Here is a 13,847-nt window from a genome sequence, read left to right as displayed (position 1 = left end):
TTTAGTCAATAGGTATAAAAGTGGTGAGGTAAAGTATGAACACACAAACTATATTGGCTGAAAAAACGGTATCTGCCAGTGACGTGCGCAAGCACCCCTGCCAGTATTTTGAAGCTGAGCCTGTGGCGGTACTTTCCCACAATAAAACCGCTGGTTACATGGTAGGTGCTGAGTTATTTGAAGCTATGGTGCGCCAGTTGGAAGCCTGTAACCCTAAAGTAGAGTCCCTTTTTAGGCCGACGACAGCGCGGCTAAAGGCTATTAGTGCCGAAGCAGAGAAGCTTTTAGCTGAAGCGAAAAAGTCTGATCTGGATGACTTTGAAGAGTGATTCGGGTTTTTAAAAGCAAACAGATTCGTCAGCAATTAACTGATATTGAACTGGATGCATTAGTAAAAGACTTTAAGCGGTATAAAAGTGGCGAGGGCGTGCCTGACCTGTTCGGGCGCGATGAACGTTACGATCATCCAGATACCTTTCCAGTTCTTCGTGACAACGAAGTAATGCATTTGCATCTACAAGATCCCGATGAACCTTGGCCTTTGCATTGTATTCAGTTTGCTAAGAAAAGTGATACGCACTTAGTCTATTGTCCGGCAGCTATGACGGCCAACTGCTATTTGCTTATGATAATTCTTGATCCTCCTGCCCACAACAAAGCATGGAGCAGTGCGATCATGCTACCCCTAGGAATAATGGCAGAAAAATTCCGCAATCGGTATTAGACTTGCCGTAAAACGTCCAATACACCCTGGGCTAACGCCTTCTCCTGTGGTGACGCGTCGAAGTGTTCGTTGGCTTTGACGCGATCCTGCCAATGCTTCACAAAGTCCATGGGTTCATCCGGGTCAATTTGTTCAGGTTCTGACATTAAGGTGTTTTGCTGGTCGGTTTTAGCCGTATGAAAATCCATGCGGTTACGCTGCTGCGCGCTAATTGCTCCGGCCTCAAACAACTGATTTGCCAGCTTGCTCATGTCGTTAGGTGATATGTCCCGTGGGTTAAAGTCCTCGGTTATAATTTTTTGAATATCGCCGGGGCTAACGGGTTGTTTACCGTCATTGCCGGCTTCAGCCTGGCGGCGCATAGCGTCTTCAAAGAGCTGGTCGCGCGCGGACATCAGACTTTCCAGCTTCTCTTTGTCATCTTTGCTCAGGTCGTCTTGACTTTCTAGCTCTTCAATTTTCTTTTCAATTTCTTCGAGCCTTTCGGTATCAACACCCATGCGGTTCAGCAGCATGCTGCGATAAGCTTTGTCTATTAATGTTTCTTTCTCTTCTTGCGATTTTTGCTGGTCAGCCTTGTTATCAAGCGACTCTTGATTCGCCTCATTTTTAGCCATTGCAGGTGTTGAATGGCTTACGCTGTTGATTAGTGAGTTAATGTTCATGACTCCTCCTTACCAAAAGTTGCCTGCCAGGTGGCAAAAGCTTGCCTGCTTAACGCTCTATTTGTGCGTTAACGGTGTTTTTGTATAAGAAACAGCAAGGAGTGTGCCATTTATGGTCAGGTTTCTCTGGGCAAACCCTCTAAAATTTGTTTTGCTGTAAGTAACGAGAAAAACAAACGAAGACATTTTGCTATGGACCAACGCCGCTCAGGAAAAACCACGACCTTTAATGCCGCGACACCGGACAGCGATGCGCAGCGCGACAGAGCGCGTATTATTCATTCGTCGGCGTTTCGCCGGCTGCAGGCGAAAACTCAGGTGTTGGGTGTAGGCGAGAGTGATTTTTACCGCACGCGCTTAACGCATTCTATGGAAGTGGCGCAGATTGGTTCGGGCATTTGTGAGAAGTTAAAGCAAAAGTATGCAGAGAACGATGCTATTTCGACGCATATTCCCTCTTACTTTCAAATTGAAGCCATTTGCCTGGCGCATGATATTGGTCACCCGCCGTTCGGGCACGGTGGTGAAGTGGCGCTGAACTATCACATGCACAGCAGCGGTGGTTTTGAGGGTAACGGCCAGACGCTGCGTATTATTTCAAAGCTGGGTGAGTATTCTGACCACGACGGTTTGGATTTGACCCGGCGCACTTTACTCGGTGTGCTTAAATATCCGGTTTTGCATAGCGAAGTTAGTACTCGCTCACTGTCTGCCGAAGACCATCTAAGCGCTTTTAAACCGCCTAAATCCATTCATGACGATGAACAGGATGTGCTGGACTGGATACTGGAACCGCTGACTCCCAACGACAAAGCGACTTTTCGTTCCACTAAAACTAAAGGTGGTAAAACCAAAGCGCAATACAAGGCTTTTGATACCTCTATTATGGAATTGGCGGATGATATTTCCTATGGCATACACGACCTGGAAGACTCGCTGGCACTAAATCTGGTGACCGAAAAGCAGTGGCGTGAAGATGTATTGGCTGTGCTCGGCGATAACAGCGTTATTATGCAGGAAGAACGGTTTTATACAGAAGCGCTGTTTTCCGGGCAAAGTCGGGCACGTAAGCATGCGATTAGTAAGCTGGTGGGTCACTTTGTCGATGCGATTGAAGTCTCTGCACAAAATCAGTTTGAGTCGCACTGGCTGGATTTACAGGCTCAGTTACCCGAGCGCATTGAACACACTCTGCAAGTACTGAAAGACTTTGTGTTTAAGCACGTTATTCGCAGTTCTTCGGTACAGGTGCTGGAGTACAAAGGTCAGATGATGATACTGAAACTGTTTCAGGTATTAAATGAGAACCCTGAACGCTTGTTGCCTGAGTCGACCCTGCAACAATACAAAAGTGCAGATAACTCCAAGCGTGTTATTTGTGATTACATTTCCGGTATGACCGACAACTACGCCACGAAGCTCTACAGCAAGTTGTTCAGTCCGGACACTGGCTCCGTATTCGACAAAGTTTAAGAGTTCTCTAAACAAAAAAGGGCGCCGGAAAGGCGCCCCCACTTTAAGACTTAACGACTTATTCCCATTCAACGAATAAATCAACGCCTGAGTAGTTAGTATAACCTTTTATACTAAAGTACCAGCGGTCTTCAGCCGGGTTCTCGATATCACAGGTTTCGTTGTTACCTGAAAGATAAGGACGGCACTCGTAGTTCGACTCGGTAGGCTGGCTGCCCTGACGAACATACAGGTCAGCGTCGCCGCTACCACCTGACATGCTCACGTTAAGTGATGACATGCCCGCTGGAATGTCGACGTAATAGTGCGACCATTCGTTGCTAGAGCCAGACAGGTCCGTAGCTGAGGCAGATCCGCCTTCGCCACCACCGCCGCCGCTAGGCGCAGTAAATGAGCCGGTTAGGTTAACGCCGGAGAAGCTTGAGTAAGCGTTAAGCATAACGTGATAAGTACCGGCTTGTACGTTAGAGATAGTACAAGTTTCAGTATTACCACTCTCGTAAGGACGGCAGTCATAGCTTGAAGTGGTTGGCTGAGAACCGAAGCGAACATACAAGTCTGCATCACCCGAACCGCCATTAGTGCTAAAGCTTAGGTCAGTTGCACCAGCTGGTACATCTAAGGTGTAGTAGATTGAGTCGCCAGTTGTCGCCGACAGGTTGCTAACGGTTTGACCATTAGTCAGCTCGTTATCTGTTGGTGGCTCTGGGTCTCCACCACCGCCACCTGAGCCATCACAGCCATTCGCGTCGATGTAGTCAACAGCGTCTTTGGTTTGTGCTAAGCCATAACCAAATTGGACGTCACGGCCAGAAGCGCCTAAATCTTCTGCGGTTTCATTCAGTACACTACGAATTTCCTGTGCACTACAGCTTGGATGATGTGACCAAACTAACGCTGCAACACCCGCTACGTGCGGTGATGCCATTGAAGTACCGCTCATGGTGCCGTAGTTACCTTGCTGGCCTGTGCCTTCAGGGTAGGTTGAAAGAACATCAACACCCGGGCCGGCAATTTCAACCTGGCTGTTTTTCTGCGAGAAGCCCGCTAACTGTTTGCTGCTATCGACGGCGGCAACAGAAACTACAGCATTGTAAGATGCCGGATAGGACATCGGATCCGTTGAGCTGTATGGCGAACCGTCGTTACCTGCTGCTGCAATAAGCAGTACGCCATCGTTATACAGGCTTTGCATAGCGTTGGCTTCGGTTTGGTTTGAACCGCCGCCACCTAAGCTCATGTTAACCACATCGGCACCGTTATCAGCACAAGTTTCAATAGCTGAAACCAGTGAAGATGAATAACCCCAACCATTAGAATTAAACACTTTCACAATGTGCAGGTTCGGGTTACTGCCAATAACACCGCGAACGCCAAGCCCATTATCAAGGGCGGCAATGGTTCCGGCTACGTGCGTGCCGTGAGGGCCGCCGTTATCGTACCAGTTGCCCGTGCCGCTGTCGTTTGTACCGGTAATGGTACCGCCCTGAGTTCCCATATCTTCGTGAGGTAACTCTAAGCCGGAATCGATGACGCAGACTTTCTTACCGCCAGCCGATGCTGCGGCCACGCTGTCGTCAACTAAGTCGGCTTGTACCTGACCGATACCGTAAGGAACGTCTTGAGCCATGAAGCGACGCTTGTGGTCAACTTCGATGTATTCAATGTTAGGGTTTTTCTCAAGGCGCTTTTTCTGTTTTGCACTAAGTTCAGCTGCAACGGCTAAGTTGTGACGCATGCTGAGCTTAACCTGACCGCCAGCCTTTTTGACTGTGTTATTGGCGCGTGATATCGCTAGCTCAGACCGACCACGATTGCCCATTTTTTGGACCGCTTTACCATTATTCTTAAACTTAATGATGTAACGTTGTGGCGCATCGCTTTCAACTTGCTGTTGGTTTTGGAGCAAAGGTTGAGCTTGAGAATGCTCAGGGGGCTTTGCATATGCTGATGAAACTGAAACTGCTAAAGCAGACAGTGTGAGGATACTTAGTTTTTTCATAACGTAATATTCTCTTTGTTTTTATTTTGGGTTGTAAGAACCCTTAAAGAAGGCAGCAGAGGATACAACGTTTGGCTGCATGAAAATGATGTCAAACGACGTCATTTGTTGCATTTAATAACAATTTGTAACGGATTTAAAGGGGGGTAGTGTAAAAAATGTTTAAAGATTCTACATTTTTTAAACAATTGAAGGGTGAAATCAGTGTTTAAGGCGGTTAAAACCATTAACAATAAGCTCTTCTAACCAAGAACGTGATCACCCCCGCCTGTTTGAGTTATAATTCGCACAAATTTCAGCCGCGAAGAGAGAATTATGGCTAGAAACAAGAAAGAATCGATTGTTTTGGAAACCCCGACGGGCTCTGATCACGTCCTGCTGCACTCGTGCTGCGCGCCGTGTTCAGGAGAAGTGATGGAACGCATGGCGGAAGCCGGTATTAAGTTTACTATTTTCTTCTATAACCCGAATATTCACCCAGAGAAAGAGTATTTGCTGCGTAAAGAAGAGAACATTCGCTTTGCCGAAAAGCTGGGTGTCGACTTCATTGACTGCGATTACGACAGTAAAAACTGGTTTGAGCGGGTGAAAGGCCTGGAGTGGGAACCGGAACGAGGCAAACGTTGTACCGAATGTTTCGATATGCGCTTCGAGCGTACAGCTTTGTATGCACATGAAAACGGTTTTGACACCATTACGAGTTGTTTAGGCATTTCGCGCTGGAAGAACATGGAGCAGATAAACGACTGTGGTAAGCGCGCAGTGGCACCTTACCCCGGCCTGCATTACTGGACGTTTAACTGGCGCAAGCAAGGCGGCGCCGCGCGTATGATAGAAATTTCCAAGCGCGAACGTTTTTACCAGCAGGAGTATTGCGGCTGCGTTTACTCGTTAAGAGACATGAACCGGTGGCGCCTGAAAAATGGTCGTGACCGCATAGAAATCGGCGTTCAGTACTACACCAACGATTAAATCATACCGAAAAAAAGCCCCGGACGCTGGGAAGAGAGACGCCCGGGGCTCCACGTGAAAGCTACACTCTGTAAGCCTTAAAAGTTATAACGGAAGTTCGCCATAATGGTGCGCTGTTGGCCGTAAAAGCAGTCGCCACGTGACAAGCACGAGGTGAGTACTGTTTTGTCAGTCAGATTGTCGACATCCAGACTCAGGCTGTAGTTGTCCCAGTCGTATCCGATCATGGCGTCGAATAAGGTGTAGCTCGGAGTTTCCAGATGTATTGGGTTATTATTGTACACTCCGTAGCCGCCAGAGGTGTTACCCACGTAACGAACTCCCGCACCAATTTTAAAGCCATTCCAGTTTTGGGGGCGGTAAGTAGTCCAAATCGCAGATTGATGCTCTGGAGTTGCTGCCAAAGGTGCATCGGTATATGCATAACTGGCATAAACATCCATTGAATCCCATGCCAACTGGGCTTCTAGTTCAACACCTTCAATGTCAATTTCACCAATTTGTACTTGTCCGTCCGGGTCAACAATGTCTGGATCAGCTGCTTGTTCGGGACCTACCGCTACCTGAAGATTTTCTTGTTTGATGCGATACGCCGAAGCGGTTAGTAAATGTTCCGTACCTTCAGGCTGGTACTTTATTCCGGCTTCCCACTGCTTTCCTTCAGTTGGCACAAAAGGCTTTCCGAAAGCATCAGTACCTATAACCGGAGAAAAGGACTCACTGTAACTAATGTAAGGAGAAATGCCGCCGTCCATTAAATACATAAAACCTAAGCGACCAGTTGTAGCGTACTGTTCGGTTACACTGCCCGTTTCAGGATTGTTGGTTGCTCTGTCACGACGCAACGCTGTTGAAATGAGCCACTTGTCGTCAATGCGCATATTATCCTGTACATAAAGGCCTAACTGGTGAGTCGTTAACGAATTCGTACCTTCCGTTAAGTCATCTTCAGTGGGTAGTCCGGTGGCCTGCCCGTATACTGGGTCATAAAGATCCAGTGGGTTCATTGCACCATAAACGGAATCGTTGTCAGTAAATGCATCTTGGAAATCTAAACCGAATACCAGTTCATGTTCAACTGGGCCGGTAATAACAGACCCATGCAGTTGAAGATCACTTGTCCAAGTTCTGGCATCTGCACGAGATAAATAAGAGACTCGGTTGACGGTACGATTATCTTCAGCAAAGACCGGTGGCCAGCCATACATGCTGGCGTAATCTGCATGACTATCACTGTAACGACTTGCCAGACGAAGGCGCCAGTCCAGATTGATGTCGTGCTCAACAATGGCAGTTAGCGCGTCCTGCTCAGTATCGTATTGATCGAAGCCCGGTTCTGACACGAATGTCGAGCTGTCAATTTGACCAAACTCATTAGGGAGCAAGGTGCCCTGCCAGGGAAAGAACTGAGTACTGGAACCCGATTCGTTGCGCTGAATGTTGCCAATAAGGGTAATTTTCGTGTCTTCGGAGGCATGCCAGCTTAACGATGGATTCAGTACCAGGCTGTTGTCCGGCACATAATCGGTTTGCGTATCGCTATCGCGGTATAACCCAATAAAGCGGCCGGTTAATGACGCGTCATCATTTAATGCCCCGGTAATGTCGCCGGCAACTTGCTTACGGGAGTAATTACCTAGCTGCGCCCAGAACTGACCATCGGTTTCTGCCTGAGGACGTTTGCTCACTAAGTTAATGATGCCGCCGGTAGAGCCTTGACCGTATAATACGGAACTGGGTCCTTTTAGTATTTCAATCTGGCCCAGGGAATAAGGGTTAACACGCACATTATTGTAGTAGCCGAACAGGGACTTCAGGCCATCTAAATATTGAACTGGAGCAACACCTCGAATCTGTGCCCAGTCGCCACGGGTATCAACCCCGTAAGGGCCATTGTATAAGCCGGCAACATAACCGATAGCGTCCTGTACAGTAACGGCACCCAAATCTTCAATACGGGCTTCGGTAAGCACAGAGACTGACAATGGTGTTTCGATAATGGGTGTATCGGACTTCGAGCCAGTCGCACTAACGTAAGAGATCAGGCCGCGAGAGCTGACATTGATGGTTTCCATCATCTCTTCTTGAGTCTTCTCTGGGGTTTCTTCTTGGGCGTGGGCGCTGGTGGAGGTTAAGGCGGCCAGAATACTAGCCGCCAGTAAGGTCTTGTGAATGTTCATTGTTCCCCTCAAAAATTAACTGCTGTCTAATTTGAGTTGGATCTTAAATGAAAACGATTCGTATTTAAAGTCCTATTTCACCCAATTATCCGGAAGTTCCCAATTTGCCTGGTGAACTTCTCCGTTCCAGGTTTGCAGCGTGACCCAGACACGATGCTGAGGTTCAAACTGCTGTGGGGCTATGGCGTGAACGTGTTGTAGCAGTTCGCTACCATGCAAAATACCAACATCATCTTGCTGTAGCGTGTCCAGAGGAACGGGTTCCTCGCCAATGTTGACGTAACCCTGGCGAATATCGCTTACCTCACCTTCATTAACGAAAGCAGAAAAATCTTTTACCCAGTCTTCGTGATGCGCATACGGTGCGTCGTTATTTAAAGGCTGGATGGCAATCTCAAAAGGCCCCACTTGCTTTTCTTCCCAGGCATCCGGGAAGACAGGTGGCTGCAACTGCTCATACAAAAAGTAGATGGGAAGAATCAATATTAACCCGCTGAGTTTGAACTTGTTGCGGTTCCAGAAGGTATTCTTACGGCGTGCCATTAGCTTGCTCCCTCACTTTGCAACGACTCGCGCAGCGGTGTCTTCTTTTCTTTTGCGGCTTTCACTGTTCGTGAACCCCAAATCAAGAAACCGGTAATGGACATAGCCGACAAAATAAGACCGAAGATAAACCAGATGGCCTTAGTCCAAATACCGCCAATGGTGCCGTAATGTAGCGGATCAACAACATGCTGAATGGTTTGTAGCGTATTCATATCGCCTGGTGAAACGGCACGGGCAATGTCGCCGCTCCAGGGGTTAATATCCAGCCGGTAAGAGTACTGATCGTAAAAAATGAAATCGCCGCCACCCATTATTTTGAACATGTCGCGATTGTGCTCCGGCATCATAATAAAGCTGGGTCTAATATCCGGAAAGCGTTGTTCGGCAATCTGCAGGGCCTCTTCAAAAGATACCGGTGGCTGGGCTTTATTGCCTACAGGAATGTCGGACACCTCAACTAATGGGGCATGACCTTCAATATCAATGTCCGCATGCCACAATACTTGTTGAGTGAAATACCATAAGCCGGTCAGGCTCATAACAATAAGGAACCAGATAGACCAGGCACCACCGTGCTTGTGTAGGTCGGTTAATAACGTTTTTTTGCCTTGCTTGGCACGGACTTTAGGTTGCGTGTAAGCACGCCAGAATTTCTTGTAGATGACCAACCCGGTGACCAGCGCACCCATCATCACGAACGACATAGCGGATACTAAATAATAGCCAACGCTGTAGCCGTCTTGCCACGGAAACAGCAACCAGCTGTGCAGTGAACGCATGAAGTTGATAAAGGTAATACCCTGGTTTACTTCCTGAATTTCACCGGTGTACTGGTTTACATAAGCAATACCTGACGGGATGTTCTCTGTTGAGAAAATCACGGCATTAATAAGATACGGCTCAAAAGTCATTACCGTTGTGACATTCGCTGTCGGGAACTGACTTTTAACGGCGTCAACGAGCTCAGAAATGGGTTGAGCGGCTAGACCATCAGGGTTCACAGCGCGTGCGTTCTCGTTAAACAGCCAGGTTAACTCGTGACTGAACACCGCGATAGTGCCCGTAATACAGATAAAGCAGAACAGTATCCATATGGGTAGCGAGCACCAACCGTGCAGCTTGAACCATTGTCGTTGCGTCATACTGACGACTCCCTAAAGAAATTTTTCGAAATGATATTGCAAATACGAACAATTATCAAATACAATGTAGCGATAACAATTCTCATTTACAGTATTATGTTCGGAGACAATTCATGAAGGCCTTTGCCAGAAATTTTTTAGCAACAGCAGTCACATCAGCGCTGTTAACCTCAGCTGCAGTAGCGGCCCAATCAGAGAGTTCGGCTGAGCAGCCAGAGAAGCAGGCGGAAACACAGGAAAAGATTTTTGAGCACGTTAAAGTAACGGGAAGCTCACTTGATAATGCAACAACAGCAACCGGGTTACCGTTAACTTTGCGTCAGACACCTCAGTCAATTTCTATTATTGATCGCACTTTTATCGACAGCTTCTCATTGGATACGGTTGCCGACGTCATGCAGTTCGCGCCAGGTATTCAGGCCCAACAAGCTGAGACGGACCGCTTCTTTTTCCGTGCTCGTGGTCGTGATGTTACTAACTTTCAGTTCGACGGCGTGCCTATTGCTTATGACAGTTTCTTTAGTGAAGCCTTAGCGGACTCCGTTATTTTTGAGCGTGTTGAAATTGTTCGTGGTGCAACCGGCTTGTTGACAGGGGCCGGTGAACCTTCTGCAGCGATTAACCTCATTCGTAAGCGTCCGAAAGCTGAAGATGGGGGGTATGCCAGCGTAGGCCTGGGTTCCTGGAGTAATTACCGACTGGAAGCGGATCATTCTCAGACTCTGTCAGAAAGTGGCAACGTAAAAGGGCGCGTTGCACTTGCCTACGAAGAAGGTGACAGTTATGTCAATTTATCTGAGAAAGAAAACGCTCAAATTTACGCTGTGGCAACGGCTGATTTAACGACCCAAACGCGTTTAACTATGGGAGCTGATTACAGCGAACGTAATCCGAAAGGCAGCATGTGGGGTGCCTTGCCTCTGTTTTACGAGGACGGTACCCAGGCGGATGATTTGCCGGTAAGCACAACAACAGCATCTCCCTGGAACCGGTGGGATAGAAAAAGCACCAACGTCTTCGTACAGATGGAACATGCGTTTGATAATGGCTGGGATCTTCAACTGGATGTTGAACGCCGCGAAGGTGAGATGGATGGCTATCTCCTGTATTTTTCAGGTTACCCGAACAAAGATACTGGCGAAGGGTTAGCTGCCTCACCCAATCATTATGTTGCTGAGCGAGAACAAACGTCATACCGAGTTTTAGCGTCTGGGCCATTTGAGCTGTTTGGAAGAGAGCACCAATTAACAGCCGGGGCCTTATACTCTAAGCAAAACCTTGATGCTCTGTCTTACGGTATTCAGGGTGGAATAAATGTACCCAGCCTATTTGACTGGGGGAATGGCGTTCCTCAGCCGACATTCTTAGATGGTCCGGCTTACGGAAGTGGAGGAGAAGAAACTCAGGAAGGCGTTTATGCAGCGGCTCAGTTTAGTTTAACCGATGATTTCACTGCTATTCTGGGTAACAGAATAACTAACTACAATATTGATAGTTACACGGTTAGTTATGCGACGAACCCGGCTGGTGATTTTGTTTACAGTGGATATGAAAACTCTAGCGTAAACACGCCTTATTTGGGGCTTGTGTACGATATTAGTGATGTCGTATCAACCTATGCTAGTTACACTGAAATTTTCCAGCCTCAGGAAGCAAGAGACGTTAATAACCAACTGATTGGTCCGGTAGAAGGTTCCAACGTTGAGGCTGGTATTAAAGGTGACTTCTTTAATGAGGCTCTGACTGCTAGCTTTGCGGTCTTCAAAGTAAAAGAAGATAACCTTGCAATAAATGATCCTGATAATATCGACCCATTGCCGGGCACAACGATTTTTCCATCCATTGGCGTTGATGGTGCAGAAAGCGAAGGCTATGAGCTGGAGCTAAACGGTAAACCTACCGACGCTTTAAACATTTTCTTCAGCTATACGCACAATGAGTCGACCGATCGCGATGGTTCAAATTACGCGCCTTACTTGCCAGAAGATATGGTTAAAGCCAGTGTGCTATACACGGTTACAGATGCATTGAAGCTGGGTGTAAACGCTAACTGGCAAAGTGAGATTTCTAACCCGGGTATTGGGCCAAATGGCGAAACGTTCACTCAGGACAGCTACACAGTAGTGAACGCTATGGCAAACTATCAGTTAAGCCAAAACTGGGATCTGAGCTTTAACGTGAATAACCTGTTTGATGAAAAGTACTATTCAAGCATCGACTTCTATAATCAGGGGTTCTTCGGTGCTGAGCGCAACTTTGAGCTGAGCCTGAAGTACGCTTGGTAAAACTGTATAGAAACGAGTCAGAAAGGGCAGTGTTAACGCACTGCCCTTTTCTTTTGCACGTTGCTAAGATCTTTCCAACTTGCTATAACTGCGCGCAAATCCTGTAACGCCAGTTCATTTCATGAGTCAGTCGTCTGATACCGTTGTTATGGTGCGCCCGCATCACTTTGCTTCTAACCCTGAAACTATGGCAGATAATGCCTTTCAGTCGATAGCGCAGCAAGGCGTCAATGTTGCTCAGGCTGCTTATGATGAAGTCACAAAGGCGGTTGAGCAGTTGCAGAGTAAGGGGGTTAAAGTCCATTTGTTTGAAGATACCGGAACCGAAACACCCGACTCCGTCTTTCCGAATAACTGGTTTAGCACGCACCGCACCGAGAAACTGGTGTTGTACCCCATGTATTGCAATAATCGCCGGAAGGAACGTCGTTCAGACATTGTTGAGTTTCTGAAAGCAACTTATGGGTACGATAAAACTCTCGACCTTAGCTGGTTAGAGCAAAGCGACATTTTCCTGGAAGGCACGGGTTCGGTGGTTTTCGATCACGATAACCAACTGGCTTATGCTGCTCGTTCAAAACGCATGAACGAGAACGCGTTGACGCCGTTGTGTGAAGAGTTGGGGTATCAGCCAATTGCTTTTGATGCCACCGGCAGTGATGGCAAGCCGGTGTATCACACCAATGTGCTTATGGCGGTGGGCAGTGACTTTGTGATGGCTTGCGTGGATATGATACGCGATGCCCACCAACAGCAGCAATTTGTTCGTTCGGTGAAGGGTTCGGGTAAAGCCTTAGTGCCGTTAACAGAGCAACAGATAAGCAACTTTGCAGGGAATACACTCGAACTAGACGTTAACGGCCGTAAAATTCTCGCTATTTCCGAAACAGCTTACCGTTCACTGACAATAGAACAAACCCGGCAACTGCAACAGTGGGTTGAGCTACTACCGATAGCGGCTCCGACCATAGAACTTGGCGGTGGCTCTATTCGTTGCATGCTGGCGCAGGTGTTTAAATCTTATGATTAAGCCGTTAACCGATTTTATCTGCCCGCTTGATGGCAAGCCGCTGCACTTAAACGAGCGCAGCTGGCGCTGTGATAATAACCACAGCTACGATGTCGCAAAGCAGGGGTACGTGAACTTATTGCCGGTACAGAATAAGCGCTCGAAAGACCCAGGTGACAGCAAAGCCATGGTGCAGGCGCGCCGGGAATATCTTGAGCAGGGGTATTACCAACCGTTGGCACAGGCTTTGGCCAATACGGTGTTGGCGGAAGGTGACCAGGCGTTGCTCGATGCGGGGTGTGGCGAAGGTTATTATTTGCGTTGCATAATTGAGCAGGCTGAGCAGAACGGCACTGATTTAAGCGTAGCAGGTCTGGATATCTCAAAGTGGGCAGTACAGGCCGCGGCAAAGCGCGATAAGCGCTTGAGTTGGATGGTGGCCTCTAATAGCTCTATTCCGCTCGCTGATAACAGTGTTGACACTATTCTGTGCGTGTTCGGCTTTCCGGTAGCGGATGAGTTTAAACGGGTTTTAAAACCCGGTGGGCGGCTGATTATGATGGACCCTGCCGCTGACCACCTGAAAGAGTTAAAAACCATTATTTATTCTGAGATAAAAACGAAAAATGAGACGCTGCCGATAGCTGATCCTGATTTTGAACTGGCTTCTGAACAAAAAGTGGCTTTCCCGGTATCCTTGGCATCAAATCAGGCCATAAAAGATCTGCTTACGATGACGCCCCACCTATACCGGACCAGCGCTGAAGGCCGTGAGCGTGCCGAAGCTCTCAGTTCGTTGAAGCTGACAGTCGATGTTTGGGTGCGGGTTTTTGGGCTAAGCACCTAACG

The 13,847-nt window shown here is 47.8% G+C and carries 12 protein-coding genes; 7 read left to right on the top strand and 5 right to left on the bottom strand.

Annotation, left to right across the window (positions count from 1 at the left end; all coding sequences use genetic code 11):
* Window positions 1-35: 35 nt before the first annotated feature.
* Window positions 36-329: a type I toxin-antitoxin system antitoxin YafN gene (gene yafN, locus CWI78_RS12575; protein WP_011235749.1), complete on the top strand. Its 294-nt coding sequence runs from the start codon at window positions 36-38 to the stop codon at window positions 327-329.
* A complete protein-coding gene (locus CWI78_RS12570) occupies window positions 326-724 on the top strand; it encodes a type II toxin-antitoxin system YafO family toxin (protein WP_126783145.1) in 399 nt (132 codons plus the stop codon). Before yafN ends, CWI78_RS12570 begins: the two co-directional genes overlap by 4 nt.
* Here the strand turns inward: CWI78_RS12570 and CWI78_RS12565 are convergent.
* Window positions 721-1,389: a hypothetical protein gene (locus tag CWI78_RS12565; protein ID WP_126783144.1), complete on the bottom strand. Its 669-nt coding sequence runs from the start codon at window positions 1,387-1,389 to the stop codon at window positions 721-723. The two genes, CWI78_RS12570 and CWI78_RS12565, sit on opposite strands and share 4 nt — an antisense overlap.
* 192 nt (window positions 1,390-1,581) lie before the next feature.
* On the opposite strand from CWI78_RS12565, the gene CWI78_RS12560 reads away from it, so the two are divergent.
* On the top strand, window positions 1,582-2,862 hold the full coding sequence (locus tag CWI78_RS12560) for an anti-phage deoxyguanosine triphosphatase (protein WP_126783143.1): 1,281 nt from the start codon (window positions 1,582-1,584) through the stop codon (window positions 2,860-2,862).
* A gap of 58 nt (window positions 2,863-2,920) precedes the next feature.
* Here the strand turns inward: CWI78_RS12560 and CWI78_RS12555 are convergent, their stop codons facing one another.
* Window positions 2,921-4,864, bottom strand: coding sequence for a S8 family serine peptidase (locus CWI78_RS12555; protein ID WP_126783142.1), 1,944 nt, complete (start codon window positions 4,862-4,864; stop codon window positions 2,921-2,923).
* Window positions 4,865-5,179: 315 nt separating this feature from the next.
* Here CWI78_RS12555 and CWI78_RS12550 point away from each other — a divergent pair, with 315 nt between their 5' ends.
* A complete protein-coding gene (locus CWI78_RS12550; protein WP_126783141.1) occupies window positions 5,180-5,836 on the top strand; it encodes an epoxyqueuosine reductase QueH in 657 nt (218 codons plus the stop codon).
* Between the two features lie 77 nt (window positions 5,837-5,913).
* Here the strand turns inward: CWI78_RS12550 and CWI78_RS12545 are convergent, their stop codons facing one another.
* The 3 genes from CWI78_RS12545 to CWI78_RS12535 all read right to left on the bottom strand — a co-directional run bounded on the left by CWI78_RS12545 (window position 5,914) and on the right by CWI78_RS12535 (window position 9,704).
* Window positions 5,914-8,016 carry a TonB-dependent siderophore receptor gene (locus CWI78_RS12545; RefSeq protein ID WP_126783140.1) on the bottom strand — a complete coding sequence of 701 codons (2,103 nt, stop codon included), beginning with the start codon at window positions 8,014-8,016 and terminating at the stop codon, window positions 5,914-5,916.
* Between the two features lie 72 nt (window positions 8,017-8,088).
* Entirely contained in the window at window positions 8,089-8,559 is a 471-nt protein-coding gene (locus CWI78_RS12540) for a hypothetical protein (RefSeq protein ID WP_126783139.1), read from the bottom strand.
* Complete coding sequence (locus CWI78_RS12535; protein ID WP_126783138.1) at window positions 8,559-9,704, bottom strand: PepSY-associated TM helix domain-containing protein; 1,146 nt, start codon at window positions 9,702-9,704, stop codon at window positions 8,559-8,561. Before CWI78_RS12535 ends, CWI78_RS12540 begins: the two co-directional genes overlap by 1 nt.
* A gap of 113 nt (window positions 9,705-9,817) precedes the next feature.
* Between CWI78_RS12535 and CWI78_RS12530 the strand changes: the two genes are divergently transcribed.
* The 3 genes from CWI78_RS12530 to CWI78_RS12520 all read left to right on the top strand — a co-directional run bounded on the left by CWI78_RS12530 (window position 9,818) and on the right by CWI78_RS12520 (window position 13,845).
* A complete protein-coding gene (locus CWI78_RS12530; RefSeq protein WP_126783137.1) occupies window positions 9,818-11,989 on the top strand; it encodes a TonB-dependent siderophore receptor in 2,172 nt (723 codons plus the stop codon).
* A gap of 121 nt (window positions 11,990-12,110) precedes the next feature.
* Complete coding sequence (gene ctlX, locus CWI78_RS12525) at window positions 12,111-13,019, top strand: citrulline utilization hydrolase CtlX (RefSeq protein WP_126783136.1); 909 nt, start codon at window positions 12,111-12,113, stop codon at window positions 13,017-13,019.
* Window positions 13,012-13,845, top strand: a complete 834-nt coding sequence (locus tag CWI78_RS12520) for a putative RNA methyltransferase (RefSeq protein WP_126783135.1) — start codon at window positions 13,012-13,014, stop codon at window positions 13,843-13,845. The genes ctlX and CWI78_RS12520 overlap by 8 nt, the downstream gene beginning before the upstream one ends.
* Window positions 13,846-13,847: the final 2 nt, after the last annotated feature.

Source organism: Idiomarina ramblicola (genome assembly GCF_003987255.1).
Classification (GTDB): Bacteria; Pseudomonadota; Gammaproteobacteria; order Enterobacterales; family Alteromonadaceae; genus Idiomarina; species Idiomarina ramblicola.
Note: the sequence above shows the minus strand (reverse complement) of the source record. Positions and strands in the feature narration are given on the sequence as shown.

What these genes read in the sequence shown, in the direction of transcription:
- CWI78_RS12555 (WP_126783142.1), bottom strand. Translation starts at nt 4,864, where the DNA reads ATGAAAAAACTAAGTATCCTCACACTGTCTGCTTTAGCAGTTTCAGTT.
- CWI78_RS12520 (WP_126783135.1), top strand. Translation starts at nt 13,012, where the DNA reads ATGATTAAGCCGTTAACCGATTTTATCTGCCCGCTTGATGGCAAGCCG.
- CWI78_RS12550 (WP_126783141.1), top strand. Translation starts at nt 5,180, where the DNA reads ATGGCTAGAAACAAGAAAGAATCGATTGTTTTGGAAACCCCGACGGGC.
- CWI78_RS12540 (WP_126783139.1), bottom strand. Translation starts at nt 8,559, where the DNA reads ATGGCACGCCGTAAGAATACCTTCTGGAACCGCAACAAGTTCAAACTC.
- CWI78_RS12545 (WP_126783140.1), bottom strand. Translation starts at nt 8,016, where the DNA reads ATGAACATTCACAAGACCTTACTGGCGGCTAGTATTCTGGCCGCCTTA.
- CWI78_RS12530 (WP_126783137.1), top strand. Translation starts at nt 9,818, where the DNA reads ATGAAGGCCTTTGCCAGAAATTTTTTAGCAACAGCAGTCACATCAGCG.
- CWI78_RS12535 (WP_126783138.1), bottom strand. Translation starts at nt 9,704, where the DNA reads ATGACGCAACGACAATGGTTCAAGCTGCACGGTTGGTGCTCGCTACCC.
- CWI78_RS12565 (WP_126783144.1), bottom strand. Translation starts at nt 1,389, where the DNA reads ATGAACATTAACTCACTAATCAACAGCGTAAGCCATTCAACACCTGCA.
- CWI78_RS12560 (WP_126783143.1), top strand. Translation starts at nt 1,582, where the DNA reads ATGGACCAACGCCGCTCAGGAAAAACCACGACCTTTAATGCCGCGACA.
- ctlX (WP_126783136.1), top strand. Translation starts at nt 12,111, where the DNA reads ATGAGTCAGTCGTCTGATACCGTTGTTATGGTGCGCCCGCATCACTTT.
- yafN (WP_011235749.1), top strand. Translation starts at nt 36, where the DNA reads ATGAACACACAAACTATATTGGCTGAAAAAACGGTATCTGCCAGTGAC.